Raw genomic sequence first — 25,132 nt, 5'->3', positions numbered from 1 at the left:
TGTTGCTAGGACGCCCGGCTAGAACGCTACCGGTGGGTTAGGGGATCCAGTTCCCATGAAAACCCAGCGGGATATGATGATCCAGCTTTACCCGTGCCAATGGTGCACCGGTGAAGTCGCTCGCGTCGTGGATCACCAGTTCGCTTTTGTTTGTCTGCGGGTCCCACCAGACGACCAGCAACCAGCCATCGTCTTCACTCACCGCATCGGGTTTGGCCACGAATATCGGCTCGGCAGGGGACACGTCCCTGTCACCTTCCAGCGTTTGATACTCGGTTTTGCCGGAAATAAAGTCATGCTTTATCAGGCAGTTGAAATCGTGGCTGTCACTTTTGGGTTGATGCACCCCGGCAAAGTAGCCATATTGGTGTTTTGCACCCAGGAGTTTTTCGTTGATCCTGGGAAACTCGACGGAGAAATCTCCGACACGTGCTCGTGTCATCCGACCGGCATCGAGATCCAAGGTCCAGCGGTACAGCACGGGAGGTGTAAACGGCGAGCGTCCAGTGTCAGGAAACGGAAACGGGAAGAAATTCTCGACTTTTATGTCATCGATAAATTGGAGGTCACTGACGCAGCCGTCGACGATTATTTTGCCATCTTCCTCGTAGGCGTTGACGAAGTGTGTGGTTTGGTACGCTTCATCGGTGAACCATTGAGTTGCACCGGTCTGGCGGTGGACCACCAGGGTTCGATTACTCAGCTTTGGGTCAAACGTCCACGCCGATTTGCCTGCAGGGACTCGGTCGGATGATTCTGGATGCCAGTTGATGGGCCCAAAGAAGAAGACAAAATGGTTTTCAGTAAACATGAAGTCGTGAATGTAGGCGGGGGCGTCGAGTGTAACGACGTGCTGTTTCAGGATGTTCCCTTGCCTGTCAGCCAGTGCGCAGACGAACCGGCGGGTTTCGGGTTCGACCGTATATAACAGTATTTCATTTTTTGCAGCGTCGGTATGGATATGCGCGGTAACCGGTGCATCAATTGCACCGTGAAAATCAAAGGTGCCGATGGTTTCCAGGGTGTTTCGGTCAAGTTCATAATAGTGTCTGCCCGCCTCTTGCAGAGCCAATACGCGCCCGTCGATTTCCACGACGTTGACGTTGGCGACTTGCTTGACGGTAGCGGGCCCCTGTTCCAGCTGCGCTTGAGCTAGTTCGTAGGACCCGTAGATACCGTTGTAGAGCGATCTGCCGGCTGCTTCTTCATCCTTGAAACCCTCGGTGCGCACCCATTTATTGCGGTAGCTGACAGCGCCATTGCTGATATAAAACCCATGAACCATGCCATCGCCGTCGAACCAGTGGTACCGATCAGGGCGAGCAGGCTCCCAACGCTGGTTGGAGCCGGTTCGAAAAAGAACGCCCTCCAGTCCAGGTGGCACAGTCCCTTCTATGCGAAGTTCATCGGCGATGATCTCGTTGGAGAGGGGTTGGCGAATACCTTGTAAAAAGGGGCTGCTATTGTTCCACATGCTATATCTCCCAAGGCTAATAGGGGTGACTTTTTAAAGGTTTAGAGAATGCTAGCCGTTGGGTTTATTGCTGTCTCCGGGTTGCGAGTACGAATTCTTATAGAGTGTTGGTACTGAGGTACACGCAGTTTAATTTATTGAACTCGTCATGGTTTTTGTAGTCTTGCGATCACGGCAGGCTTGCAAAGCATGCCTGCCGTTGACCTTGCCCGGTCTCGCGTTGTTGCTGTTTAATTTATACCGGCTTGCCAGATTCAACTATCCGTACAGACTTTTTGTGGGTAAAGGCCAAGTAGCTGTATCGGCCGTGATATTCGCCCATCCCTGAAGCGCCCACCCCACCGAACGGCAGATATGGGGAGAACGCGTGCACCAGCACGCCGTTGACCTGAGCATCACCAGCTTGAATGTGGTCGATGACGGGTTTGGCATTGGCTGTGTTGCCAGTGAACACATAAACGGCCAGTGGCTTGGCGTGATGTTGATTGATGAGATTGACCGCACTATCCACCGAATCAAACGTCAGCACCGGCAAAATGGGCCCAAACAGCTCTTCGGCCATCAGGGCGTCGTCCCATTGCACCTGGTCGACCACGGTCGCGCTGAATACCCGCCGTTGCGGGTCTGCATCGCCGCCGACCAGCACCTTGCCCGCGCTCTTGCTCAGCAAGTTTTGAAGCCGCGATACTTGTTGGCTCGTGACGACTTTTCCCGTGGAACCGATGTCTGGCAGGTCCTGCTGAATGCGCTGCGTCAGGCGAGTGAGCAGCTCATCCTTGATGCTGCTGTGGACGTACAAGTAATCCGGTGCGATGCAGGTCTGGCCGCTGTTGATGAACTTGCCAAACATCAGCTGCGACACCACCAGATCAACATCGGCATCGGCCAGAGCAATCAAGGGGCACTTGCCGCCCAGTTCCAGGATCACTGGCGTAAGGTGCGCGGCGGCTGCCTGCATCACTATCTTGCCGACGTTAGGGCTGCCCGTGAAAAAGATGAAATCGAACGGCAAGCTCAGCAGATGAGTGTTCTCATCCCGCCCACCCTGCACCACAGCGATATAGTCGGCAGAGAATGCTTCCTGGATGATTTTCTCGATGACCCATGAGGTATTGGGCGTGGTTTCGGAGGGCTTCAGGATGCAGGTGTTACCGCCAATGATTGCGCCTATCAGCGGCGTCAGCGTCAGGTTCACGGGATAGTTGAACGGCCCGATGATGTAAGTAACGCCAAACGGCTCCTGCGTGACATAGCACTGGGAGGGCGCGATCAGGTCTGCGGTGGGTACCGTTTCCGGTGTCGCCCATTCGGCGAGGTGGGCGAGGGCGAAGTCGATTTCGTGGATGACTGCGCCGATCTCGGCCAGGTCCACATCGGCCTTGGGTTTTCCTAAATCTTCGTCCAGTGCGACGTAGAGCGCCTCTTTGTGATTGAGCACTGCCTGTTTCAGGCGCTCCAGGCTGTGCTTGCGAAACTCGATGGACAACGTTTGCCGGGAAGCGAAAAAAGCACGTTGCGACTTGAACACTGCATCGATGGATTCGGAGCTGGGGTAATTCATGGGATATCACCTTTTCGGATTCAGTGGATGTACATGAGCATCACGCGGATCAGCGAAAGTAATCTTCACAAAGCATTTTAGCTGCGTGCAGGGCCAACGCTTGAGTGGGCGCGTTGGTGTTCCCGCTGGTAATGTTGGGCATGATCGAGGCATCGATGACACGCAGATGCTCTACACCTCTGACGCGCAGGCGACCATCAACGACGGCACCTTCGTCCTTGCCCATGCGGCAGGTGCCGACCGGGTGCCACATGGTGGTAGCGACGCGTTTGACCCAGTCGCCAATCTGCTCATCGGATTGCACGCTGCGACCCGGTGAAACTTCTTCGTCGATCACCGGCGCCAACGATTGCTGAGTCAGCACATGACGCATGGCTTTGACCGACTCGACGGCCACTTTCAAATCGTATTCGTGGCCAATGAAGTTCGGGTTGATCAGTGGCATAGAGGTGGGGTCAGCGTCAGCCAGGCGTACCCAGCCGCGGCTTTTTGGCTGCAACACCACCAACTCGAAGGTCACGCCAGGGCGCGAACCGGTAGGGCTCAAACCGTCTTGAGAAATGATCGGTACGTGATAGCACTGAACCGTCGGCTCGCCTTGAAAGTTCAGGGGGTCCCAATAGCTGACGGTCTCGATGCCACTGCCTGCGGCCGGCCCATCTTTGGTCAGTACGTAACGGATCCCTGCCTTCAGCGTCCCAAGGCCTTGAGCCGCGCTTTGGTAGCCCAGGTTTCCCTTTACATAGGCACTGAGCGGCACGATAGGGTGGTCGTGGAGATTTTCGCCCACGCCGGGGGAGTCGACCTTCACCTCGATGCCGAACTCCTGCAGCTGTGCCTTGGGCCCGATACCGGAATGCATGAGAATCTTCGGGCTATGCACGGCGCCAGCGCTGAGGATTACCTGTTTGCCCTGGATCTGCTGCGTGGCCCCACCCTTGATTATCTCGACGCCTACCGCGCGGTGCTGATCGATCAGCACGCGAGTCACCGTTGCGTTCGTCAGCAACGTTACACGGCCGCTGTCCAGATGACGGCGCAGGTGCGCGACCACCGCACTGCAACGGCGACTGTTCTCGATATTCGATTGCACCGGTGACACACCGATCTGGCTGGCGCCGTTGTAATCCGGATTGTAGGGCAGGCCGTATTCCTGAAATGCCTTCAGGCAATACTGGTTCAGTTCGTTGATCCCTTTGGGCAACTGCACCGACAGAGTGCCTTGGGTGCCATGATGTTCGTTGTGGAACGTGTCGTTTTTTTCTTGCTCGATGAAGGCACGCCACATGCTGGCGTAGTTCCAGTCCCCGTCACCTGCGGTGGCTTGGTCCCACGCATCGAAGTCGCGTTTTTGACCCCGCACATACGCCATGGCATTTACCGACGTGCCGCCTCCCAGCACCTTGCCGGAGCGAAAGCGTCGCTCGGTGCCATGCTGGGCAATGGTTGAATGGGGCCATACGTGTTTATCCTTGGCCAGGATGGTGCCAAAACCCGCAGGAATATGGATCAGCGGGTCCGAATCTCTGCCGCCCGCTTCGATCACGGCGATGCTGGCGTCACTGTTCTCGGCCAGATAACTGGCCACCACGCATCCGGCAGCACCACTTCCCACAATCAGCACATCATAGCTTGTCGTTGTCATTTTACCCACCGCAGATTGCTCTTGAACGGGTGAGTATCGAGGGGGGGATAGCGTACTGCCTATCAGACATCGGTAGCGAGCTCAGAAATCAAGAATCGTTTAAGCCAGCGGTTTCGATGTTTAGATGTTACAAATATGAACAGTCGGGCCAGAGTCAGCCTTTGGAAACCCCCTTATGCACCAAAATGAAGCTCTAGGTGACTGCTATCGGATGCGAGTACTCGCGGCCAAGCACGCCATCGTCAACGGTGTGCCGGTATCCGACCCAACCATCGCGCCCTACCTCTTAGCATCATGGCAGCGCAGCCATGACTTTGGGCTCAAGAGGAGCGATCGTCTATTGGCCGGACCGGACTACCCTCAATTCATCATCGACGACGCCGATCGTGAATTTGCCGCCATTGTCGGACACGAGATCGACGCCATCTGGGAATCGTTCGGGGGAGAACATTGGGCGGCGTACTGCACCAATGCACGCAGCATCATCATCAGGGCGCGCCATGGCGCCAATCCAGCATCGCGATCGTTCGCGCTTCACGTCGGGCGGCGTATTGAGGAGCGTGATGTAGGCACCACGGCGCCTGCGTGTGCCCTGCGCGAACAGATGCCCGTGACCTTGGTTGGGCCGGAGCATTATCTGGACGAGTTCGCTGACATGTTTTGCTGCGCCGTACCGGTATGGGGCCCGTGGGGAACGCTCGTTGGAGTGCTCAATGTCACCGGGAGTGAGACCTTCAAATCGCGTCTGGTCGAACACAAACTGCAAAGCACGGCGATGAAGACCGAAAATCGCCTGTTCCTGGCGGCGCATCAGCCGAACACGGTTTTCAAGATTCACTATGACGCCGCGTTCATCGACACCCATTTGGCAGGCCTGATAGCCGTCAATGCGTATGGTGATGTGTTGGCAGCTACTCGTAACGGGCTTCAGATGCTGGATCCGATCGACGTCTTCAACACGCGCTGTAATCTAGCGGACCTGTTTGCCGATGGCTTCGTTGTCACCCAAGGCTATTGCCTTAAAACCAGACTTCGCACCGGCGTGGTGTTCTATACCAAGGCTTGTGGAGTCGATACCCAAAACAGCCTGACCCAAGACCCCGCAGTGGGCGAGAGCGGGTCTATGCGTGACAGAGCTGCGCAGCATGTTCTGGACGTCGTGCGTCAATGTGGCGGCAATATCAGCCAGGCTGCGAAAGTGCTGGGGCTCTCGCGCACAACGCTGTACCGCGTGCTGAAGCACCGTGTGGATCGATGATCAGGATGCTCTGTACTGTGTCATGCAGTAAAAAACATAACTATCGCATAGCGATATAAGTGTTCTTTATTTGCGGGGCAGTCTGCCTGCGATTGGCCAGGCACGTCCGTAGTGATCGATCTAACAAGAGGAGCCTCCAGTGCCCAAGACGCTGCTGCAAAAACTCTGGGAAACGCACGTCGTGCGACATGATCCGGACGGTTCGGCGATGCTCTACATTGATCTGCAGTTGATCAATGAGGTCACCAGCCCTCAGGCTTTTGAGGGATTGTCGGTGGCGGGACTCAGCCCTTGGCGAAGCGGCACGATCATCGCAACCTCGGACCATAATGTGCCGACTGTGGACCTGGACCTGGGTATTCAGGACCCGGTGGCGAAAATTCAAGTCCAGACGCTGGAGCGTAACTGCGATGACCTGAATCTGCGCCACTTCAAGATGGGGGATCAAAGGCAGGGCATTTTGCATGTCATCGCGCCAGAATCCGGCGCCAGCCTTCCGGGTATGACCATCGTCTGTGGCGACTCTCATACCAGCACCCATGGTGCTTTCGCAGCCTTGGCATTTGGCATCGGGACTTCAGAGATCGAGCATGTTCTGGCCACCCAATGCCTGCGTGTTTCCCCCATGGCAGCGATGAAGGTGCAGATCGACGGCGACTTGCAACCGTTAGTGACCGCAAAAGACTTGGCCCTGGGCTTGATTCGCAAGATCGGTACGGCGGGGGCCACCGGTCATGCGATCGAGGTCACGGGCAGCACGGTCAGTAGCATGTCCATGGAAGCGCGGATGACCCTGTGCAATATGGCCATCGAGGCCGGCGCGCGTGTCGGCCTGATCGGTGTAGACGCGACCACGCTGGCCTACCTGCACGGCCGACCGCACGCGCCGCGAGATGCAGCCTGGGAGGCCGCCGCTACGTTCTGGCGCACGCTTCACAGTGACCCGGGGGCGGTCTTCCAACAGGTCGTGCATCTGGATGCAGCACAAGTGGCCCCTCAAGTTTCATGGGGCACCTCGCCGCAAATGGTCTGTGATGTATTAGACAAGGTGCCCGACCCCGCCGACGAAGCAGACCCTGCTAAACGTCAAGCCCTGGTCAGCGCGCTCGACTACATGGGGATCACCGCGGGCACCCCCATCGTTTCAATCGGACTCGATAAGATTTTCATAGGCTCCTGCACCAATGCGCGCCTGGAGGACCTGCGGGCAGCTGCCCAGGTTGTAGTGGGCCGGAAAGTATCCTCGCGTATCAAACAAGCGTTGGTGGTGCCGGGATCGGGGCGGGTCAAAGCCGAGGCCGAAGCCGAGGGGCTAGACAAAATATTTACCGACGCCGGGTTTGAATGGCGCGAGCCCGGTTGCTCGATGTGCTTAGGCATGAACGACGACCGCCTGCTCCCTGGCGAGCGCTGCGCATCCACGTCCAATCGCAATTTCGAGGGGCGTCAGGGGCAGGGCGGCAGAACTCACCTCGTGAGTCCGGTCACTGCAGCCGCTGCGGCGTTGGCAGGACATTTCGTGGATGTAACCGCTGCTCAGATCAGGAGTTCAAGGCCGTGAAACCATTCCAGCAGTTTTGTGCAGTAGCGGCGCCGCTCGATCGCATCAATGTCGACACGGACGCCATTGTGCCCAAGCAATTCATGAAATTGATCAGCAAATACGGCTATGGCGATTACCTGTTCGATAACTGGCGTTATCTAGACCAAGGCGAACCTGGCGATGACTGCTCGGTACGCCCGCTCAACGAGCAGTTTGTGCTCAATCAGCCCCGGTTCAAGTCAGCGCAAATACTGCTGTGCCGGGATAATTTCGGTTGTGGTTCAAGCCGGGAGCACGCGCCATGGGCTTTGCGCGATTTCGGTTTCAAAGCGCTGCTCAGTACCAGTTTTGCGGATATTTTTTATGGCAACTGCCTCAAGAACGGCATCCTGCCCATTGTGTTGGCCAAGCCTGAGATCGATCACCTGTTCGCACTGGCGGCCGATGACGCTGCGCTGCACCTTGAGATCAATCTGGCGGACCAGACCGTCTCCCAGCCTGGGGGCGTGACTTACCGTTTCGAGATCGATGCATTCCGCAAAAAATGCGTGATGCTGGGGCTTGATGAAATCAGCCTGACGCTTGCTCAAGCCGATGACGTGCGTTTGTACGAGGGCAAGCGCCGCGCCACCGAGCCTTGGCTGTTCCCGGAGGGCTGAAGGCGCTGCGTGTTTCATGATCCAGAAGACGCCAACGCTGCCATCTTCTGCGTCATCTGCGCCCCGGCCACGGCCACAATAGGCGCGAGCAGCGTTCTGACTTCCTGCGAGGCATCGACAACGGGAATCACCAGGCTGATGCTGCCGATCACCCGTTTATCGTCAAAAACGGCGGCTGAAATACCCGCAGCGCTATTGCCCAATTCGCCGGAAGTGATAACGACGGGCTCGTTTCTCAGCGATCGTAGTGTCTGCTTCACTTGCGCCCAATTGGACCCGAGGCCAAACCGCTCGAATTCGCCCGTTACCCCTTCGTAATAGGGTTTGACCTGCCGCAAGGGCAGGTGCGCCAGGATAACCTTCGAGGCCGCGCCTTGGTAAAGGGGCCTAGGGAGGCCGCGCTCATAGCTGATGTCTTGCTTGAAGCGCGTGGTGAACTCCTCATGCACGCACATGACGTGCTCTTGGAAGTAGCGGCATAAAATCGCGATGCTGCCTGCGGGGGCCACTTCCAGCATGTCGGCCATGACTGGCCTGGCAGCTTGGATCATCGGATCACCCAGGCGCATTTTTCTGTCCAGGGCGATGATTGCAGGGCCCAGGACATAGCGCCCAGGTGTGAAGGCGCTGATGTAGCCGGCACCCGACAGCGTTCGAAAGTAACGGTACGTATGGCTTGCCGATAGCCCTAACTCGATGGCTGCTTCGTCTACAGACCAGTCAGATTTGCTGTCCCCACTGAAGAGTTCGAGCAGGCGCATCAAGCGATCCTGCGAGCTGCCTTTGGCATCTTCTGCGCCTGACGCGTGCACTGCGCGAGCGCCGGTTACCTGCTGCTTTATCAACCCTGACCCCTTAGAAAGGTGTGCTTGACGGAGCCCATCATGTTACCGCCAAGCTGGATCGTGAGTGGAGTAAAAACAAAAATAGCGCCATAGGATAAAATCGTTGACACGCAGATTAAAAAGCATAATTATCGTATTACAACAAATACTACATAAACACCTTAAGGTGTGAGGGTCCCATCATGAGCCAGCCTGCGCAGCCATCGTCCGCCGTCCTCGACATCGCGCCCATTCTCGATCACGGCGAATGGACGTCCTATCAAAAGCGGATTCTCTTTCTCGTTGCCCTGGTCATGGTGTTCGATGGGGTGGACGCGCAAGTGTTGAGCCTGTCGCTGTCCTCCATCTCAGCCGAATGGGGTGTCAGCCGCGCGGCCTTTGCCCCCGTGCTCGGATTCAGCTTCGTGGCCATGGCCCTGGGAACGGCCCTCGGGGGCCTGCTGGGCGACCGCATCGGCCGCAAATGGACCCTCATCGCGTCCAGTGTCACGTTCGGCCTGATGACGCTATTGGGCGCATTGGCTAATGACGTCGTATTTCTGGGCACCTGCCGAGTGATTGCCTCGCTGGGCATGGGCGCAGCCATGCCTAACGTCACAGCAATGCTGGCCGAGTACACCCCAGTGCGCCGGCGCAGCCTTGCACTGGCCATCGGGATGAGCGCTTTGCCCTTTGGCGGTATCGTCGTTGGTCTGCTGGGGGCGCAAATTCTTCCCGCTCTCGGCTGGCGTAGTTTTTTCGTAATTGCAGGGTGTGCGCCGTTGCTCGTCGCGCTGACGCTGATCGTTGGCGTTCCGGAATCTTTGAGATTTCTAGTGGCCCGCGGCATCAAGCCGCAAGCCTGTCTGTCCATCATTCGCCGTCTGGGGCGTGTGGTGCCAGCTACATCCACGTTGGTGGACAGCGGGGAAACTGCGGCGGTCAAGAAGGCTTCGGTGCGAACGTTAATGGCCAGCGAATATGCCGGAGATACTCGTGTCTTGGCGGTCGCTTTCTTTACCGTGATTCTGTCTAGCTACCTGATGTTTACCTGGTCCCCATCCCTGTTTGTCGAGGCCGGTTACAGCGTTAGTCTGTCCAGCGCCAGTATGGCGGTATTCAGCCTGGGTGGCCTGATCGGCGGCGTGGGCGGCGGATGGCTGTTCAGTCGCTTCGGCTCGCGTAGAACCATGCTCTGCATGGCGGCGGGGGCTTTGGCCTGTTGCGCTGCGCTAATGGTGACGCCACTGCAACCTACAGCGCATTCACTGCCCATCATTGCCGTCAGCCTGCTTCTACTCGGCGTGTGTGTGCCCGGCACACAAGCGATCCTGTTTGTACTGGCGGCGCAAATATTCCCTACCTCAATGCGTGCAAGTGGCGTCGGTTTGCCAGCTGCTTTTGGCCGCCTGGGCGCCGTGCTGAGCGCCTTCATCGGCCCCTGGATTCTTGCCAGCACAGGCATTCGGTTCTTCGGTTTCATAGCCGCCATGATGGTGATTCTGTTTGTCGCGCTGACCCTCGTCCGTCGCCACATCGCACGGGCCTCAACTCAAGGCCGTAGCGACGCACGGTTGAACGAAGCTCGGTAGATAGTAAGGAGATAATTGTGAGTAACAGTACGTTCAGAGATCATATCGCCCAGGACAACATGACGCCGCTTTGGGAGGTATTGCGCGGGCTCACCCCGCGCGAGCCCAAGCAGACCGCCGACCCCATCATCTGGCGCGCCGAGACTATTCGCCAGAACATGAAAATGGCCTGTGAGGTCATCTCCGCAGAAGACGCAGAACGCCGAGTGCTTGTCCTCGAAAATCCCAAGTTTCGCGGCAAGTCGCAAATCACCTCGTCCCTGTACGCCGGTATTCAGATGATTCTGCCCGGCGAGATCGCCCCCAGTCATCGCCACACCGCGTCTGCCCTCAGGCTGATACTGAGCGGTCAAGGTGGATTCACGACGGTGCATGGCGAAAAGGTACTCATGAGCCCAGGCGATTTCGTGATCACGCCTACTGGGGTGTTTCATGACCATGGTGCCCAAGGCGACGATCCAGTGATGTGGCTCGATGGCCTGGACGTGCCTGTCGTGCAAATGCTCAACGCTGGATTCTCCGCCGATGACCCGAACTTGCGTCAGGCGGTTACACGTCCCACTGGCCACTCGAATGCCCAGTTCGCTGCCGGCCTCAGGCCGGTAGGCGATACCCACGGTGGGCCCGTCAGTCCGCTGTTCCACTACCCCTATCCGCGTACCCGTGACGCACTGCAACAGTTGGCGCTCGTTGACGATGCGGATGCCTGCAATGGCTTCAAGTTGATGTTTACCAACCCCACCAATGGGCTGTCGCCAATCCGCTCGATGGGCGCCTTCATGCAGCTGTTCCCGAGTGGGTTCAAGGGCGCCAGTTTTCGCGAAACCGACGGAGCCGTTTGCTGCGTGGTCGAGGGCAGCCTGCGCGTACAAGTCGGCGATCAGTCGTGGACAGCCTACAAAGATGACGTGTTTGTGGTTCCGGGTTGGGCATGGCGCTCATTCGAAGCTGACGAACAATGCGTGTTGTTCAGCTTTTCTGACCGACCGCTTCAAGAGCATCTCGGATTTTGGCGCAGTGAAATCAATCTGAGCTCGAATACTACACCAGGAGAAAAACAATGAAGATTTGTCTGTTTAACGATAACCGTCTGGGCCTGATCGAGGGCGAGACTGTCTATGACGTCTCCCAGGCATTGCGCTCCTTGTCGCCGGTTCGTTATCCGTTTCCTCGCCATGATTTGCTGATCGCTAACCTCGCTGAACTGCTGCCTGAAATATCGTCGGCCAAGGCCAGTGCCGTGGCCTTCAAACTGAGCGAAGTCCAACTGCTCAGCCCAATAGCCAACCCCGGCAAGATTGTGGCTGCGCCAGTCAATTATCAGGCTCACCTTGACGAAGCTATCGCGGACACCGAAACCTTTACCCGCGCCAATGTCCGCAAAATTCAGGAGACGGGTCTTTTTCTCAAAGCCACCAGCTCGTTGATTGGTGTCAGTCAGCCCATCGTTATCAATCTTCCAGAGCGCCGTACCGACCATGAAATCGAGTTGGTGGCGGTGATCGGCAAGCGCGCAAAGGATGTAAAAGCTAAAGACGCGTTGTCCTACGTTGCCGGCTACAGCATTGGCCTGGATATCACCATCCGCGGGCCTGAAGAGCGGAGCTTGCGCAAGTCGCTGGATTCTTACTCGGTGTTGGGGCCATGGCTGGTGACGGCCGATGAACTCAGCGATCCGCACGGTCTGGAGTTGCTGCTGTCGGTCAATGGTGAGACGCGCCAGCACGCCAATACCAAGGATCTGATCATGAACGTCGCCGAGCTGATCGAATTCGCCTCGGCCTATTACACGCTCGAACCTGGCGATCTGCTGTACACCGGCACGCCCGAAGGTGTAGGCCCCATCGTTCACGGCGATCAGATCAAAGCGCGGATTGAAGGGATTGGCGAAATCACTGTCGAGGTCGTATCGCCATGAGCCTACAAGACCCCATTATCATCATTGGCGGCGGCATTGGCGGTTTGGCAGCTGCGCTGGCACTTTCCCAGAAGGGCTTCAAGACGCTGTTGATCGAGCAGGCCGAAGAGTTTCGCGAGGTCGGGGCGGGGATTCAGGTAGGCCCTAATGGATTTCGCGTGTTGGAGACGCTCGGTGTGGCCGATAAGGTGCGCGAGCTGACCGTGATGCCCGATGATTTGATTTTCATGGACAGTGTCACTGCCAAGGAAATCACCACGATCCCCACAGGCGCGGCGTTCCTGGATCGTTTCAAATATCCCTACGCACTTGTTCATCGCGCAGACCTGCATTCTGTGTTGCTGGCGGCGTGTCGCGAGTCGGCTGATGTCGAATTTAAGATTGCTACAAAAGTACTGAGCTACGAAGACAATGGACAGTCTGTCAGCGTTACCACAGATCAGAGTGAAACCATTCGCGGCAGCGCGCTGATTGGTGCCGATGGGCTGTGGTCCAAAGTCAGGGAGAGGATTGTCGGAGATGGTGCGCCTGTGGTGTCCGGGCACATCGCCTACCGGGCAGTGCTGCCGATTGAAGATGTGCCCCTGGAGTTTCGCCGTAATTCGATGATTCTCTGGGGTGGGCCAAAGTCTCACTTGGTCCAATACCCGCTTCGCGGTGGCAAGCTGTTCAATCTGGTCGCGGTGTTCCACAGTGATCGGTACGTAGAGGGCTGGAACACCGAAGGCGACCCTGAAGAGCTGCGCCGCCGATTCGTCGGCACCTGTGACACCGTACAAACGCTACTCTCCAAAATTGAAAGCTGGCGTATGTGGGTACTGTGTGATCGCGAGCCCGTGAAGAATTGGAGCGACGGGCGCACCACATTACTGGGCGACGCAGCGCACCCCATGCTGCAGTACCTTGCCCAAGGCGCCTGTATGGCCATGGAAGATGGGGTGGTGCTCGCTCAGGAAATCGAAAAGTGCCCGGGTGATCTCGAGTTGGCATTCAAGGCTTATCAAGCTCGCCGTTACTTGCGCACCGGCCGGTGCCAGGTCATGGCACGCGTGCATGGTGAGTTTTACCATGCCGAAGGGGTGGCGGCTGAATTACGCAATGGCATGCTCGCGGCCCGCACGCCCGAACAAGCCTATGCTGGCCTCTCCTGGTTATATGACGCAGTGATCTAAGCACTCCCAACGAACCATCCTGCAGCACTCATCACGCTGCCGGGTGGATCATCGTTTGCACCATGTACGCAATGCTCATTCTATAAAAATAAAAAAGGGTGAAATCGTGAAAAATGACTACACGGGGCCTCTGTGGCCCGCGTTACTGGTTTGCTGTGCGCCAAGCTTGGTATGGGCAGAGGATTCGGATTTTTTCAAAGATTCGACCGCTACACTACAAGCCAGGAACTACTACTTTCAGCGCAACTATCTGGATATTCGGGGCGCTGAAAAACCCAAGGCCGAAGAATGGGCGCAAGGCTTCATTCTCAACTTCAAATCCGGCTATACCCCAGGCCCGATCGGTTTTGGTATCGATGGTATTGCTACCCTCGGCCTCAAGCTCGACAGTGGTACCGGTAGGGTAGGGACAGGGCTGTTGCCTATCAAAGACAGCGGAGCGCCTGCGGACGATTACAGTCGCGTGGGGCTTACCTTGAAAGCGCGGGTTTCCAAAACCGAATTCGAGTTCGGTGAACTTCAACCGGACATTCCCGTATTGCCATTCAGCGACATTCGTCTGCTGCCCCCGTCCTATCAGGGCGCTTCCTTTTCCAGCAGCGAGTTCGCCGGATTGACCCTGCAGGGTGGCCGCATCAAATCCACCAGCCTGCGAAACGAGGCGGGTGACGAAAAGTTGACCACGATTCTTGGTTATATTCCCCAGCGCAAGGCGTCAAGCGATGCCTTCAATTACATGGGCGGCGACTATAGCTTCAACGAGTCCCATACCACCGTGAGTGGCTGGTATGCGCAGTTGGAGGATATCTATCGGCAGAGCTATATCGGTATAAAACACAATCAGGCGTTGGGGCCTTGGGCGGTAACAGCTACGCTGGCCCAGTATGATGCTGTCGAGGATGGCGATCACTTGATTGGCGACGTCGATAACCGCGCCTTGTATGGCACACTGGGGATTGCCAGATCCGGTCATACGTTAACGGCTGGATACCAGAAGATGTACGGTGATACCGGTTTCCCCCGGGTGTTTGCCAATATTGCGCCACTGGCCAATGAACTGCCCACCTACGATTTTTCCTCACAAGGCGAGGTGTCTTATCAACTTCGGTATGACTATAACTTTGCCGCTGCGGGAATACCCGGCTTGCTGTTCTCTACCCGATATGTGCAAGGTTCCAATGTCGAAACGGGTCGAGGTTATGAAGGCAAGGATACTGAACGGGATATAGACATGTCGTATGTCATCCAGGGCGGGCCTGTCAAAGGGCTGGGCATCCGGCTTCGCGATGCCGTAGCTCGCTCCAATTACAGGACTGACATCGATGAGTATCGAGTCGTCCTCAGTTACACGTGGAAGCTCCTGTAGCGGCGGCCGATCGGCAGATCGTTCCCTTGTCGAGACTGACGCTGCCACCGTGGCAGCCGTCGGGCGCTTTCTGCATCAAGGGCAGATCTACATGAGCACCATGCGGTTTGTCATCGACAGATTGGGACCCTCAACGTTCACTGGACAGATGGCGTCTTGCAGAACGAAGACCGCAGCACCGGCGTAAAAAGGCAGTCTCTTATCCAGTGTTGCATGATGTGATATGTCGACAGACTGGCCTCGGGTCAGAGGAAGCTGCCAGTTGGATTGTGTGTGGCGCCGATCTAGGCCTGATAGCCTAAGCGCACGGGTTAGTAGCGAAATCGTCAAGCTGTAGTCGTTGAGCGGTAAGCGTACGCCGAACTCACCTTGCGCGACTCAGGCAGGCGCCCACTGATGCGGCAGCAGTTGGCCGACCTCACTCGCCCGTTGCGTCGGCAGGCGTGTCAGCACGTCCTTGAGATAGGCATACGGATCATGCCCGTTCATGCGGGCCGACTGGATAAGGCTCATGATCGCCGCCGCGCGTTTGCCGCTGCGTAGCGACCCGGCAAACAACCAGTTCGAGCGCCCCAGGGCCCAGGGCCGGATCTGGTTGTCGGGTAGTCAGACGCGGTTGCCCGCGTCCAACCCCCTAAGAACCGTGCATGCGAGTTTCCCAGCACACGGCTCAAGCCTCCGCTAAGGCACCTCTAGGCACCCGGTTGTACGTCATCGGCATAGGCAAATTGCACATCCCTCGGGCAGCGCAGGTGGTATATCTCAAGATTAGCCGCCGCGTCCGTTCCGCCATGACCTAGCTTCACAATATGGCGACTATGCCACGGTGTGTCTTTGGTCACCGGCTTGAAGCAGACGCAGCACCGACCGCCCTGTTGCACCCAAATCCGGTACAGCTTGGCTCGACCTTTCGCGGAAGTGAGCATCCTCTTGCCCCAGCGGGACTCGAAGTATTCATCCCAAGCGGGGTCGTGTGGGTTGGCAGCGGCCTTGATCTTGATATGTCGCACAATTGGCGTGTCCGAGGCGTCCAATAACGTGTACTGACGCTTCCGACCATCGGCGGATTTTTCAGCACATGAGAACACCCATCGACGCCCCCCTTGTACTTTGAAATACCGATCCTTCACCCATCGGCGTGTCTTGCGAGGGTGGCGACGTACCGCCCATCGCCAGAGCATTTCCCACACTGCACTGTCCACCTGGTTGAAGACCTTCTTGGCGACGACATGACTGTGATAGTTCGCCCAGCCCCGTAGAACCGGGTTGAGCAAACCTATCAGATTGGTCTGCCGTATCGTTTTGTTGGCCTTGATCAACTCTCGTAGCTTGGCAAGGTGAGCGCTGATATTCGCCTTGGAAGGCTTGATCAAGAGCTTGCCGTTGTACTTGCGCACGTTCCAGCCGAGAAAGTCGAACCCGTTCCCTATGTGCGTGATTTTGGTCTTATCCTTGGAAAGCGTGAGACCACGCTCTGCCAAGAACTCGACCACGGCAGGACGAACTTCATTTTCCAGCCACTCCTTCGAGTACCCGGTGATGATGAAGTCGTCCGCATACCGCACTGCTTGCAGTTTCTTGCCTGTCCATTTGGCGGTAGGAAACCTCTTCGCCAGCATCGCTTCTAGCCCGTCCAACGTCATGTTGGACAGTACCGGAGAGATGATGCCTCCCTGCGGCGTTCCTGCGTTACTAGGGAACAGCTGGCCGTTGTGGATGTATCCGGCGTTGAGCCACTTCTGCAAGATCGCCTTATCCATGGGGATGTTGGCGATCAACCAATCATGGCTGATATTGTCGAAACAGCCTTGAATGTCACCCTCTAGAATCCACTCCGCATTTGCTTTTCGTGACAGCACACCAAAGCACTGTGCTGCCGCATCCGCGGTCGAGCGTTCCGGCCTGAACCCATACGAGTTTGGGTCGGCGGTGGTTTCCGCAATGGGCTCCAAAGCCAGCAGATGGAGTGCCTGCATGGCCCTGCATTTCATGGCGGGTATTCCGAGAGGTCTCGTCTTGCCGTTTTTCTTCGGGATAAGAACTCGCCGAAGCGGAAGCGGCGAGTAGCCTCGCCGCTTCAACGACTCTATCGCACCGATCTTGGCCCTAGGCGTATTCCAAGTAACCTTGTCCACACCTGGGGTATTTTTGCCTTTGTTTTCAGACACCCGTTTCACGGCCAATGCCTTACCGCTGAACGAGTGAGTCAGCAGCCATTGCAGGGCTTTCACCTTGTTATGTCTGCCGTCTTGTACAGCCTTCACAATACGCGCTTGCAGCCCTCTGACACGACGTTGTACGGCAATCCAATCGATGGCTTCCCACGACGTGCCGGAAGGTGCACACGCCAATGCTGCTGCGTTCATTTGCTCTCCTTCCGTTGAAAGGGTTCTACCTACTCTCGTGTGAAGAGAGACCATGAGGACGTCTGCCCGCTTTCGCGTGAAGTGATGTTTCAACTCCTATCCAGCCCATTACAGGATGGCGTTCGCTTTTTCCTCGTTCCTTCGCCCGCACCGCCATGGACAGTTTTTACAAACGGCTTTCCCTGGCGGGAGCGATACGGGATTTCCACGTTCCGCTTATTGAAGTGCGTCGGGTTAGGTGCCTGCTATCGACCGGGAGGCATGTGGGTCACGAATGCGTAGTCGAAAGACGCGATTCCCACCTCCGTTACCTTTTGGTTCGAGCGTATAAGCCATTTCCGCTCGTTCAACTTAACGATCGTTGCGCAGATTCACATGTGTTCACCATACCAACTATCTAGCCCTTGTCCGGCCATGGCTGCCAGAAGGGTACGCCTCTCACGATTGGTACCCCGCACCTTGCGATGCCTCGTTCCATTGTCGAAGGCGCTCTTGATTCAGCCTTCTAGATTCACCCGGTGACACGGGTGGTTCCCACCAAGGGGAACAACTTCATTAAGCGACTTCGTGTCGCACTTCGACCTGGTTGTTGTCGATGGGCACAGTTCCATCTTCCAGGTAGCGCGTCAGCGCTACCCAGCGTTTTAGGCTGTAATCCAAGGCTTTCGCCGTGGCCGATCCGTTGGGCACAAGATCACGCTGGGCCAGCATCCAGTCATGCAGTGTATCGAGGATCGGTGAAGCCTTTTCCTGTCGTATTCGCCAGCGTTCTTCATCGCTCATGTCCCGTGCTTGCCGTTCGATTTCGTACAGGCTGCCCATCGCGTGCAGTGCTTGTTCGGCCAACTGGCTTTTGTTTGCAGCGTGCAGATCGAAGAACTTGCGGCGGGCGTGGGCCATGCAGCCGATTTCGGTAATGCCTTGCTCGAAGCTGGCCTTGTAGCCAGCGAAGTCGTCGCAGACCAGCTTGCCATTCCACTGACCAAGAAAATTGCGCGCATGCTCGCCGGCACGGCTGGGACTGAAGTCATACACCACGGCCTTCAGATCGGCGAAGGGTGTGGTGCTGTAGGCCCAGACGTAAGCCCGATGGGTTTTCTTCTCGCCTGGGGTGAGCATTTGCACCGGGGTTTCGTCAGCGTGGATCACGCGTTGGCCCAGCACGGCTTCGCGCAGGGCATCGACTAGCGGCTGGAGCTGCACGCCGGTTTGTCCGACCCACTGCGCCAGTGTCGAGCGAGCGATGGCCAGGCCGGCACGGCCAAAGATTTTCTCTTGCCGATATAGCGACAAGTGGTCGGCGAATTTGGCCACCATCACGTGAGCCAGAAGGCCGGCGGTGGGGATGCCCTTGTCGATCACCTGGGCCGGCACGGGGGCCTGGATCAGTGTTTCGCACTGGCGACAGGCCCATTTCCCACGCACATGCTGTTCGACGGTGAACACGCCCGGCGTGTAATCCAGCTTTTCGCTGATGTCTTCACCGATGCGTTGCAGCTGGCAGCCGCAGGCGCATTGGGTGTTCTCCGGTTCGTGGCGGATCACGGTGCGCGGAAATTGTGCCGGCAGCGGTGTGCGCTTGGGCTGTTGGCGGGGTTCGGCTGGAGCAACCGGGGGGATTGACAGCTTTCAGCTCCGCCTCGATGGCGGCGATGTCAGTGTCGAGCAGGCCGTCCAGCAAGCTACCCTGGTCAGGGCTCAGTTGCTCGCTACGCTTGGCAAACTTGTGCCGTTTGTACCAAGCGATTTCGTGTGTGAGCTGCTCAATGATGGTTTGATCACGGTGGATTTTCTTGCCCATCACGTCGACCTGCGTCAGCAACTGCGCGGCCAGTGTGCGCAGTTGCTCAGCTGTCAGTTGGTCGAGATTGGGCGAGGAGTTCATGCTGCTGATTGTGCCAGAGCAGACGCTCTGCGCAGATACACCGATGGGCTAATGGCCGGTGCTACAGCACTGTGATCGCGCCGCCCGCACCGACCCGCTGCCAGGGCAGCCCCAGCACTAACGCCTGGAGTTGCTCGGTGTCGAGTTCAACTTCCGAGCCGTGGCGGATGCCTGGCCAGTGAAACTTGCCCTGGTTCAATCGCCGCGCGGCCAGCCAGATACCCACGCCGTCATGCACCAGCACCTTCATCCGATTGGCGCGGCGATTTGCGAACAGATAGGCACAGTGCGGCTTCGCCGCACCGAACACCGCAATCACACGGGCCAACGCGGTCTCGGTGCCGGCGCGCATGTCCATCGGTTCGGTGGCGAGCCAGATACTATCGATACGGATCACTGGGCGAGCCCCCGGACAAAGCGGGCGCATCCTTCAGGATCGGAAGCTGGCCATTTCACTGTGATCGATTGCTCGCCCAGCGGCAGCTCGATAATCACAGCTGGTTCAACTGGTCGTTTTGGCGTAACTCTCGCAGGAACGAACGCCGGCAACGCCGCTGGCAGTTGATCTCGATAAAGCGGTAGCCACTTGCGAATGACGTTGGCATTGATGCCGTGGCGGATGGCAACGCTGGAAACGGTCGCACCGGGTTGCAGGCACTCCTGAACAACCTGGGCCTTGAACGGTTTGGGGTAAGAGCTTCGTTGGCGCATGGAAATCCCGGCGATAAGGGCTATCGCGTCCGCTTAAAAATACGCGGACACCATCGCCCTTAATGCTGGAGTTCGGAAGGTGACTTGGCTGAACGCTTACGTTGAGCGTGCGCGGCAAGTGACTGATTCGAAAGAAATTGCTTTCAGGGGTTGCCATCCATGCGAAGTTAGTCCTTGATGCTGCCCATTTTGTAGCGGGTTTTACAGGAAAAATATTGTAAATCAAAAGGTTATGGAGTAGATAAGAGTCTCGTTTCCAGCTCGGTTTTCAGGTTGTGGATCTCGCGGTCGAGCAGGTCGCTTTCCTGCGACACCGCTTTCTGCGCCAGTTCATTGGCCGCGACGTTCGGCTCCTTGCGCCCGGTCAGCAGCGTGCGTTGCAGCAGCAGGGCTTTTTCGAGCACGCTGGACAGCGCGATTTCCGAGGCCAGGCGCCGCGCCAAGATGTCTTGATCGGGCTCATCGCGCAGCGCTTCGATCACGCCGCGAGTGATGGGCAGGGAGGCGCTGCCGGCCGCCTGCAGGTTGTCGAGGCTCAGGGGGCGGCTGCCGCTGATCAGCGCCTGCAGCGCTGCGAGCTTGGCTTCGTATTCTTCCTGGATCAGCGGGGTAAGCCCTACGCCTGTGTAGTCACGGTCTTGTTGCAGGTCTCGCAGGTGCGCTGTTCCTGCTCGCCGAGCACGCGCACGGCCCAGGCTGCGGCAGCCGCCGGCGAACTCCAGGCCTGGCAGGTCAGGTTGCCACCGCAACTGCCGGGATCGATCGAACTGGCGTCCCCGACAGCGCGCCCGTTGACCAGGTTGTAGCCGGCGCGGGTCACGTCACTGATGACGCGAATCGGGTCCTGCCCGGCGCCGCCGGCGTTGTGGCCACCCACCCAGGTCACGCCGTCGTTGCCGCGGCTGGTTTCGGTCTGCTCGATGGCGGATACGGCGTCGCTACTGGCGACGGCTTGGGTGAGCGCCATACCGTCGGCGAGCTGACTCCAGCCGACCTGGCCACCCGCCACGTCGGCCATCTTCTCGGCCATGGCGCGGCAGGTCAGCTTGGAACGGTCGAAGTCCAGGCGCGCCTGCAGCACGCCATTGGTGAGCAGGTTGTAGAGCCCGGGATCGGCGCGCTGGATGATCAGCGCCGGCAAAGAGGCGACCGCCGCGGTGGCGTTCTGGATCACCGACGACATGATGGTCTGAAAGCCGTTGGTCAGGCCGTTCAACTGGTTCTGGATGGTGGTGGAAATCGACATGTCGCCGCACATCAGGTTGCTGTTCCAGCCGACGCCGACGCCAATCGAGCGCATGGCGGATGCGGGCGTCATCGACACGGCGCGACCGCCGCCGATCGAATACAGCACGTCGTCACCGATCACCGCGCCCTGGTGTTGCACACCGTACTGATTGACGCTGGTCTGGGCGGAGGCGCTGACGCAGACCAACACCCACGGCGCCGCCAGCAGGGCGAGGCTGCGGCGGAAACGGGACGAGGACGCGAAACGATTGGTCATGGCCAGCCTCAGTCGAAATCGACGCTGCCCAGAAACACCTGGCCTTCGCGCTTGCAGCAGCTGTAGGGGCGCCACAGCGTCCAGGCGTAATCGCCTTGCGGCGCCTGTACGCGGGCGTCGCTGTGCGGGAACACCGCGCAGGTGCGCGAAAGCGTCGGCGTCAGCTCCTGCCATTTGCCCGTCTGCGCGTCGCTTTCGAGCAGTGCGCCGGCTGGCCAGTAGCCGTCCTTGGCGTTCGCAAGCAGCGGCTGGTAGACGTGGAGTTGACCGCGACGGGTGACGATATCGCCGGCACGCTGGGCCACCACGGCGCCTGCCAGGTAGTCGTCGCTCTGGTGCAGAAAACCGCCGCGCGGGTAGACGTTGCCCCAGAGGTTGCCGCCGGTGCGGCTGCCAATCTCGCGCATGCCGGGCGTCAGCGCCTCCGGGTAGAGCATCTCCGGGAGGTTGTAGCGCCACGCGAGGGTGTCGAGGGTGCTCAGCAGGTAGGGCATAAAGGCGGTGCCGGCGCCTTCGCAGCTGTAGCCGAAACTGGAAGCGAACTGGTTGAACACATAGCCGCCGGGATGGCCGATCACGTCGGCATTCTTGAACTTGGCCAGGTTGTTTTCGTGGTGTTGGTTGGTCGTGCCGTCGCCCCCGGCCTGCGCCATGGCATTGGACGGGCTCATCGGCCGCACCTCCAGCCAGGGATTGGCGCCGGTGTTGGCATAGCTGGAGACCACTGCATCCGGCACGAAGTGGCGCACCTTGACCGAGGTCTCCACTGAGCAGCCGAAACTGCTGCAGTGCAGCCAGAAGCAGATGCCGACCACGCGGTATGCCAGGCAGTCCGGCGAGAGCGTCGAGACGGCAAATGGTCGCCGTGGTGAGCGCGAACGACGGTGCGCCCGTGGCCAGCAAGATGGTGGCGATGCCGGCGCGCAGGCGGGAAGAACGCGTCATGGTTGCGTCCTCCGGTGCGCTTCGATCAGCGCAACCGCCTTGGTGACGTCCGGCTCGCCATAAACCACATAACGGTGATCGACGATCACCGCCGGAATTGTTGTCACCCCGAGGCTCCAGGCATCCACTACCCCCTGATAGGCCGCGCCGAGGCGTTGTTGCAATTCGATGCCGCCATTGTTCAAGCGCTGTTGCACCAGGGCAGTGCCACGTAATTGATCGGCCGGCAAATGGGCACCCAGCTCGGCCTCGATACGGGCGGGTTGATCCAGCTCGATCAGCCGAGCATCGCCGGTGGCTTGCACCGGATGCCGGCTATTGGTCACGACCAGAATCTCAGCAGCCTGCGTCAGTGGCGAGAGCAACGCGGCGCACAGCGCTGCGGCACAGAGGGGCGGGCGCAATGGGAGCCGGCTGGGGCGTTGGGCTGGCATGTCGAAGAACCCTGAGATGGACTTGCGGACAGTTGACGCGCAGGTCGGGCGTGCGACGACAAACAAACGGGAATCGCGGCACGCCGATTTCATCGCGAGCCGGCGCGTCCACCTGGACGGCCGGCTCTGGGCGGGTGAGGGAGGAGGTGTGGCACGGCTACGAAGGATTACAGCTGGGCATGCTCCGCGAACGAATACGGCTGGCCTTTGCCGATGATGAAGTGATCCAGCAGGCGCACGTCCACGCACTCCAGTGCAGTTTTGAGGCGCTGGGTCAGGCGCTCATCCCTGGATGAGGGTTCGGAGCAGCCCGAGGGGTGTTGATGCGCCGCGATCAGAGCGGACGCGTTATGCAGCAGTGCCCGCTGAACCACCACGCGGGGATGGACTTGCGCGGCATCGATGGTGTCTCGGAACTGCGTTTCACAGGCGATGACCTGATGCTTGGCATTGAGAAACAAGGCGACGAACACTTCGCTGGGTTCCGGCATCAGTTTCAGGCGCAGGTAGTCGCGGGTGACCTGCGGGTCTGACATCGGCGGACCATCGACGAACAGCCGGCGCTCCAGAATGGCAATGGCCTGGGCGATGAGGCGGTTCTCGTGTGCGACGATCAAGGCAGAGCCCGGTTCTGCTGGGGTGTCGAGACGGGCGTGGCATCGACCACCGCGTCGGCGGTGGTTGTTCGCGCGGGGATGCGAGGCGAACGGGACGGGTCAGCGCAGCAGTGCGGCGCCGTAGCCTTGCAGACCTTGGCTACCGACTTGCCGCATCAGTCGAACGCAGCGCGGCGAGGCGCACGACAAAGATTCGGCAATTGGCATGTCCGCTTTGGCCTGGGCATCGCTAAGGGCGATCGGCATTGGGAGGTGCTGGCCAAGGCAGGCATGTGTAGGCGAGCAGCTGAGTCGTAGAGTCGTTTGCGAAAAGAGCGTTTGGAGTGCAAAATAAGTGCGTGAATTCTGCGTCAGGTGATATGCCATGAATACCGCCCTGCAAGAACCTTTCGTTGAACGGTTCCGTGAGCCCAATACCCCGTATCTGTCGCCGGCCAAGGTCGGTGACTTCTTCGGCTTTCGGGTGCAGGAACTAGCCGAGCGCGCACACGTGCATCGCAATACCCCGACCGCCCGGCCCCAGGCCCCGCAGTTGCAGAAGTACTTGCAAGACATGGTGAAGGTGCTGGCTGTGGCTACCGAGATGACCGGAGACCTCGAGCGCGCGGCCTTCCTGGTACGCAATGAGCCGCTAAGGGCCTTTGGCTACAAGACCGCCGATGACCTGATTCAGGAAGGACGGGCCGATGCGGTGATCGCTTATCTGGAATCTCTCGCCGGTGGTGCCGCCGGATGATTTTGAGAACCCTCGGCGAGGGCGGGGACGCAGCCTTGTATCGGGTCATCGTGCCGGCCTACGCCAGCTCGCCGCTGTCCGGGATGGGCGCGGCGCGCCAGGGTGGTCGTTTCAACCGCCCCGAGCAGGAGGCGCTGTACCTGTCGCTGGATGAGTCGACGGCACTGGCGGAGTACAAGCAGGACAACCCGTGGTTGCGCCCGGGTACGATCTGCACCTTCTTCGTCAGCGGGCTGCGCGTGGCCGACCTGAGCGCAGGCTTCGATCCCGAGCAATGGTCATCGCTGTGGGCCGATTTCGCGGTTGACTGGCGGGCGGAATGGTTCGGCAAATCTATCGAGCCGCCGACCTGGTACATGGCCGACGACGTGGTAGCGGCCGGACTGGACGGGATCCTCTTTCCCTCCCAGGCACGCCCAGGCGGAACCAACCTGGTGATCTACCGCAGCTCGGCCAGATCACCGGCGCAACTGCGCGTCTATGACCCGGACGGGGCGTTGCAGAGGCTCGCGCTACGCTGAGTGTTCAACTCAGATGATTGTGAATGAGCTGGTGCTATGCGGCGGGCAGCGCCGGCATCGAGCAGGCCATCAGCGCCTGGCAGTCACCGTTGGGCCACACCAACTGCGCGTGCATGCCGTCGAGTTGCAAGCGCGCCTCGCGGAAATGGCGCACCTGCGGCGTATCGCTTTCCGTATTCAGGGGCCGCTGGCTGGTGACGGAGCGATCCGTGACCCACAGCCATTCACACACGGCGGCTGTAGAGGCCCGGCCGATCAGGTGGCGGATCTCGACGAGATAGCCCTGCGTCGAGGTGAACAGACGCAGGATGTCGTAGGGCAGCGGCATAGTGACGAATCGGAAACCGGCGTGTCCGCTTTGCTCTCGGCATCGGTAAGGGCGATTCGTATCAAATAATGCG

20 protein-coding genes and 4 pseudogenes are annotated in these 25,132 nt (G+C 58.6%); 10 read left to right on the top strand and 14 right to left on the bottom strand.

Annotation, left to right across the window (positions count from 1 at the left end; translation table 11 throughout):
* Window positions 1-37 precede the first annotated feature (37 nt).
* The 3 genes from G7009_RS04860 to G7009_RS04850 all read right to left on the bottom strand — a co-directional run bounded on the left by G7009_RS04860 (window position 38) and on the right by G7009_RS04850 (window position 4,680).
* Entirely contained in the window at window positions 38-1,474 is a 1,437-nt protein-coding gene (locus tag G7009_RS04860) for a carotenoid oxygenase family protein (protein ID WP_181128892.1), read from the bottom strand.
* A 235-nt stretch (window positions 1,475-1,709) separates the two neighbouring features.
* Window positions 1,710-3,035, bottom strand: a complete 1,326-nt coding sequence (gene mdlD / locus G7009_RS04855; RefSeq protein ID WP_181128891.1) for an NAD(P)-dependent benzaldehyde dehydrogenase MdlD — start codon at window positions 3,033-3,035, stop codon at window positions 1,710-1,712.
* 49 nt (window positions 3,036-3,084) lie between these two features.
* Window positions 3,085-4,680, bottom strand: a complete 1,596-nt coding sequence (locus G7009_RS04850; protein WP_181128890.1) for a GMC family oxidoreductase — start codon at window positions 4,678-4,680, stop codon at window positions 3,085-3,087.
* A 175-nt stretch (window positions 4,681-4,855) separates the two neighbouring features.
* Between G7009_RS04850 and G7009_RS27990 the strand changes: the two genes are divergently transcribed.
* The 3 genes from G7009_RS27990 to leuD all read left to right on the top strand — a co-directional run bounded on the left by G7009_RS27990 (window position 4,856) and on the right by leuD (window position 8,140).
* The gene (locus tag G7009_RS27990) at window positions 4,856-5,938 is read left to right on the top strand and encodes a helix-turn-helix domain-containing protein (protein WP_181128889.1); all 1,083 of its coding nucleotides are present in this window, start codon (window positions 4,856-4,858) and stop codon (window positions 5,936-5,938) included.
* Between the two features lie 139 nt (window positions 5,939-6,077).
* Complete coding sequence (gene leuC / locus G7009_RS04840; protein WP_181128888.1) at window positions 6,078-7,499, top strand: 3-isopropylmalate dehydratase large subunit; 1,422 nt, start codon at window positions 6,078-6,080, stop codon at window positions 7,497-7,499.
* Entirely contained in the window at window positions 7,496-8,140 is a 645-nt protein-coding gene (gene leuD / locus G7009_RS04835) for a 3-isopropylmalate dehydratase small subunit (RefSeq protein ID WP_181128887.1), read from the top strand. Before leuC ends, leuD begins: the two co-directional genes overlap by 4 nt.
* 14 nt (window positions 8,141-8,154) lie before the next feature.
* Here leuD and G7009_RS04830 read toward each other — a convergent pair whose 3' ends face one another.
* Complete coding sequence (locus G7009_RS04830) at window positions 8,155-8,901, bottom strand: IclR family transcriptional regulator (RefSeq protein ID WP_181128886.1); 747 nt, start codon at window positions 8,899-8,901, stop codon at window positions 8,155-8,157.
* Between the two features lie 266 nt (window positions 8,902-9,167).
* Between G7009_RS04830 and G7009_RS04825 the strand changes: the two genes are divergently transcribed.
* From G7009_RS04825 to G7009_RS04805, 5 genes are all read left to right on the top strand, one after another.
* Window positions 9,168-10,556: an MFS transporter gene (locus G7009_RS04825; RefSeq protein WP_181128885.1), complete on the top strand. Its 1,389-nt coding sequence runs from the start codon at window positions 9,168-9,170 to the stop codon at window positions 10,554-10,556.
* A 17-nt stretch (window positions 10,557-10,573) separates the two neighbouring features.
* Window positions 10,574-11,620 carry a cupin domain-containing protein gene (locus G7009_RS04820; RefSeq protein ID WP_181128884.1) on the top strand — a complete coding sequence of 349 codons (1,047 nt, stop codon included), beginning with the start codon at window positions 10,574-10,576 and terminating at the stop codon, window positions 11,618-11,620.
* Window positions 11,617-12,474 (top strand): fumarylacetoacetate hydrolase family protein, encoded by an 858-nt coding sequence (locus G7009_RS04815; protein WP_181128883.1) that lies wholly within the window; start codon window positions 11,617-11,619, stop codon window positions 12,472-12,474. The genes G7009_RS04820 and G7009_RS04815 overlap by 4 nt, the downstream gene beginning before the upstream one ends.
* The gene (locus G7009_RS04810) at window positions 12,471-13,646 is read left to right on the top strand and encodes a 3-hydroxybenzoate 6-monooxygenase (protein WP_181128882.1); all 1,176 of its coding nucleotides are present in this window, start codon (window positions 12,471-12,473) and stop codon (window positions 13,644-13,646) included. The genes G7009_RS04815 and G7009_RS04810 overlap by 4 nt, the downstream gene beginning before the upstream one ends.
* A 106-nt stretch (window positions 13,647-13,752) precedes the next feature.
* Window positions 13,753-15,012, top strand: a complete 1,260-nt coding sequence (locus G7009_RS04805; protein ID WP_375139535.1) for an OprD family porin — start codon at window positions 13,753-13,755, stop codon at window positions 15,010-15,012.
* A 378-nt stretch (window positions 15,013-15,390) separates the two neighbouring features.
* Here the strand turns inward: G7009_RS04805 and G7009_RS04800 are convergent.
* From G7009_RS04800 to G7009_RS04760, 9 genes and pseudogenes are all read right to left on the bottom strand, one after another.
* Window positions 15,391-15,612: pseudogene (locus G7009_RS04800) on the bottom strand (transposase domain-containing protein); the annotation flags it as partial.
* A gap of 92 nt (window positions 15,613-15,704) precedes the next feature.
* Window positions 15,705-17,378, bottom strand: a complete 1,674-nt coding sequence (ltrA, locus tag G7009_RS04795) for a group II intron reverse transcriptase/maturase (RefSeq protein WP_033997878.1) — start codon at window positions 17,376-17,378, stop codon at window positions 15,705-15,707.
* A gap of 576 nt (window positions 17,379-17,954) precedes the next feature.
* A pseudogene (gene tnpC, locus G7009_RS04790) lies at window positions 17,955-19,263 on the bottom strand (IS66 family transposase); the annotation flags it as partial.
* Window positions 19,264-19,324: 61 nt separating this feature from the next.
* The gene (gene tnpB / locus G7009_RS27630; protein ID WP_157831713.1) at window positions 19,325-19,660 is read right to left on the bottom strand and encodes an IS66 family insertion sequence element accessory protein TnpB; all 336 of its coding nucleotides are present in this window, start codon (window positions 19,658-19,660) and stop codon (window positions 19,325-19,327) included.
* Window positions 19,657-19,974 (bottom strand): IS66-like element accessory protein TnpA, encoded by a 318-nt coding sequence (gene tnpA, locus G7009_RS04780; RefSeq protein ID WP_003282986.1) that lies wholly within the window; start codon window positions 19,972-19,974, stop codon window positions 19,657-19,659. The genes tnpB and tnpA overlap by 4 nt, the downstream gene beginning before the upstream one ends.
* Before the next feature lie 248 nt (window positions 19,975-20,222).
* Window positions 20,223-21,478: pseudogene (locus G7009_RS04775) on the bottom strand (integrating conjugative element protein); the annotation flags it as partial.
* 8 nt (window positions 21,479-21,486) lie between these two features.
* A pseudogene (locus G7009_RS04770) lies at window positions 21,487-22,423 on the bottom strand (TIGR03756 family integrating conjugative element protein).
* The gene (locus tag G7009_RS04765; RefSeq protein WP_181128881.1) at window positions 22,420-22,857 is read right to left on the bottom strand and encodes a TIGR03757 family integrating conjugative element protein; all 438 of its coding nucleotides are present in this window, start codon (window positions 22,855-22,857) and stop codon (window positions 22,420-22,422) included. Before G7009_RS04765 ends, G7009_RS04770 begins: the two are co-directional and overlap by 4 nt.
* A 167-nt stretch (window positions 22,858-23,024) precedes the next feature.
* Window positions 23,025-23,474 (bottom strand): JAB domain-containing protein, encoded by a 450-nt coding sequence (locus G7009_RS04760; protein ID WP_181128880.1) that lies wholly within the window; start codon window positions 23,472-23,474, stop codon window positions 23,025-23,027.
* Window positions 23,475-23,838: 364 nt separating this feature from the next.
* Between G7009_RS04760 and G7009_RS04755 the strand changes: the two genes are divergently transcribed.
* Window positions 23,839-24,210, top strand: coding sequence for an MbcA/ParS/Xre antitoxin family protein (locus G7009_RS04755; protein WP_027897568.1), 372 nt, complete (start codon window positions 23,839-23,841; stop codon window positions 24,208-24,210).
* A complete protein-coding gene (locus G7009_RS04750; protein ID WP_181128879.1) occupies window positions 24,207-24,731 on the top strand; it encodes an RES family NAD+ phosphorylase in 525 nt (174 codons plus the stop codon). Before G7009_RS04755 ends, G7009_RS04750 begins: the two co-directional genes overlap by 4 nt.
* A 34-nt stretch (window positions 24,732-24,765) precedes the next feature.
* Here the strand turns inward: G7009_RS04750 and G7009_RS04745 are convergent, their stop codons facing one another.
* Window positions 24,766-25,059, bottom strand: coding sequence for a hypothetical protein (locus tag G7009_RS04745; protein ID WP_181128878.1), 294 nt, complete (start codon window positions 25,057-25,059; stop codon window positions 24,766-24,768).
* Window positions 25,060-25,132: the final 73 nt, after the last annotated feature.

The sequence above is a fragment of the Pseudomonas capeferrum genome (assembly GCF_013523055.1).
In the GTDB taxonomy this organism is placed as follows: domain Bacteria; phylum Pseudomonadota; class Gammaproteobacteria; order Pseudomonadales; family Pseudomonadaceae; genus Aquipseudomonas; species Aquipseudomonas capeferrum_A.
The sequence above is the reverse complement of the archived record's forward strand: the minus strand, read 5'-3'. Positions and strand labels throughout refer to the sequence as shown.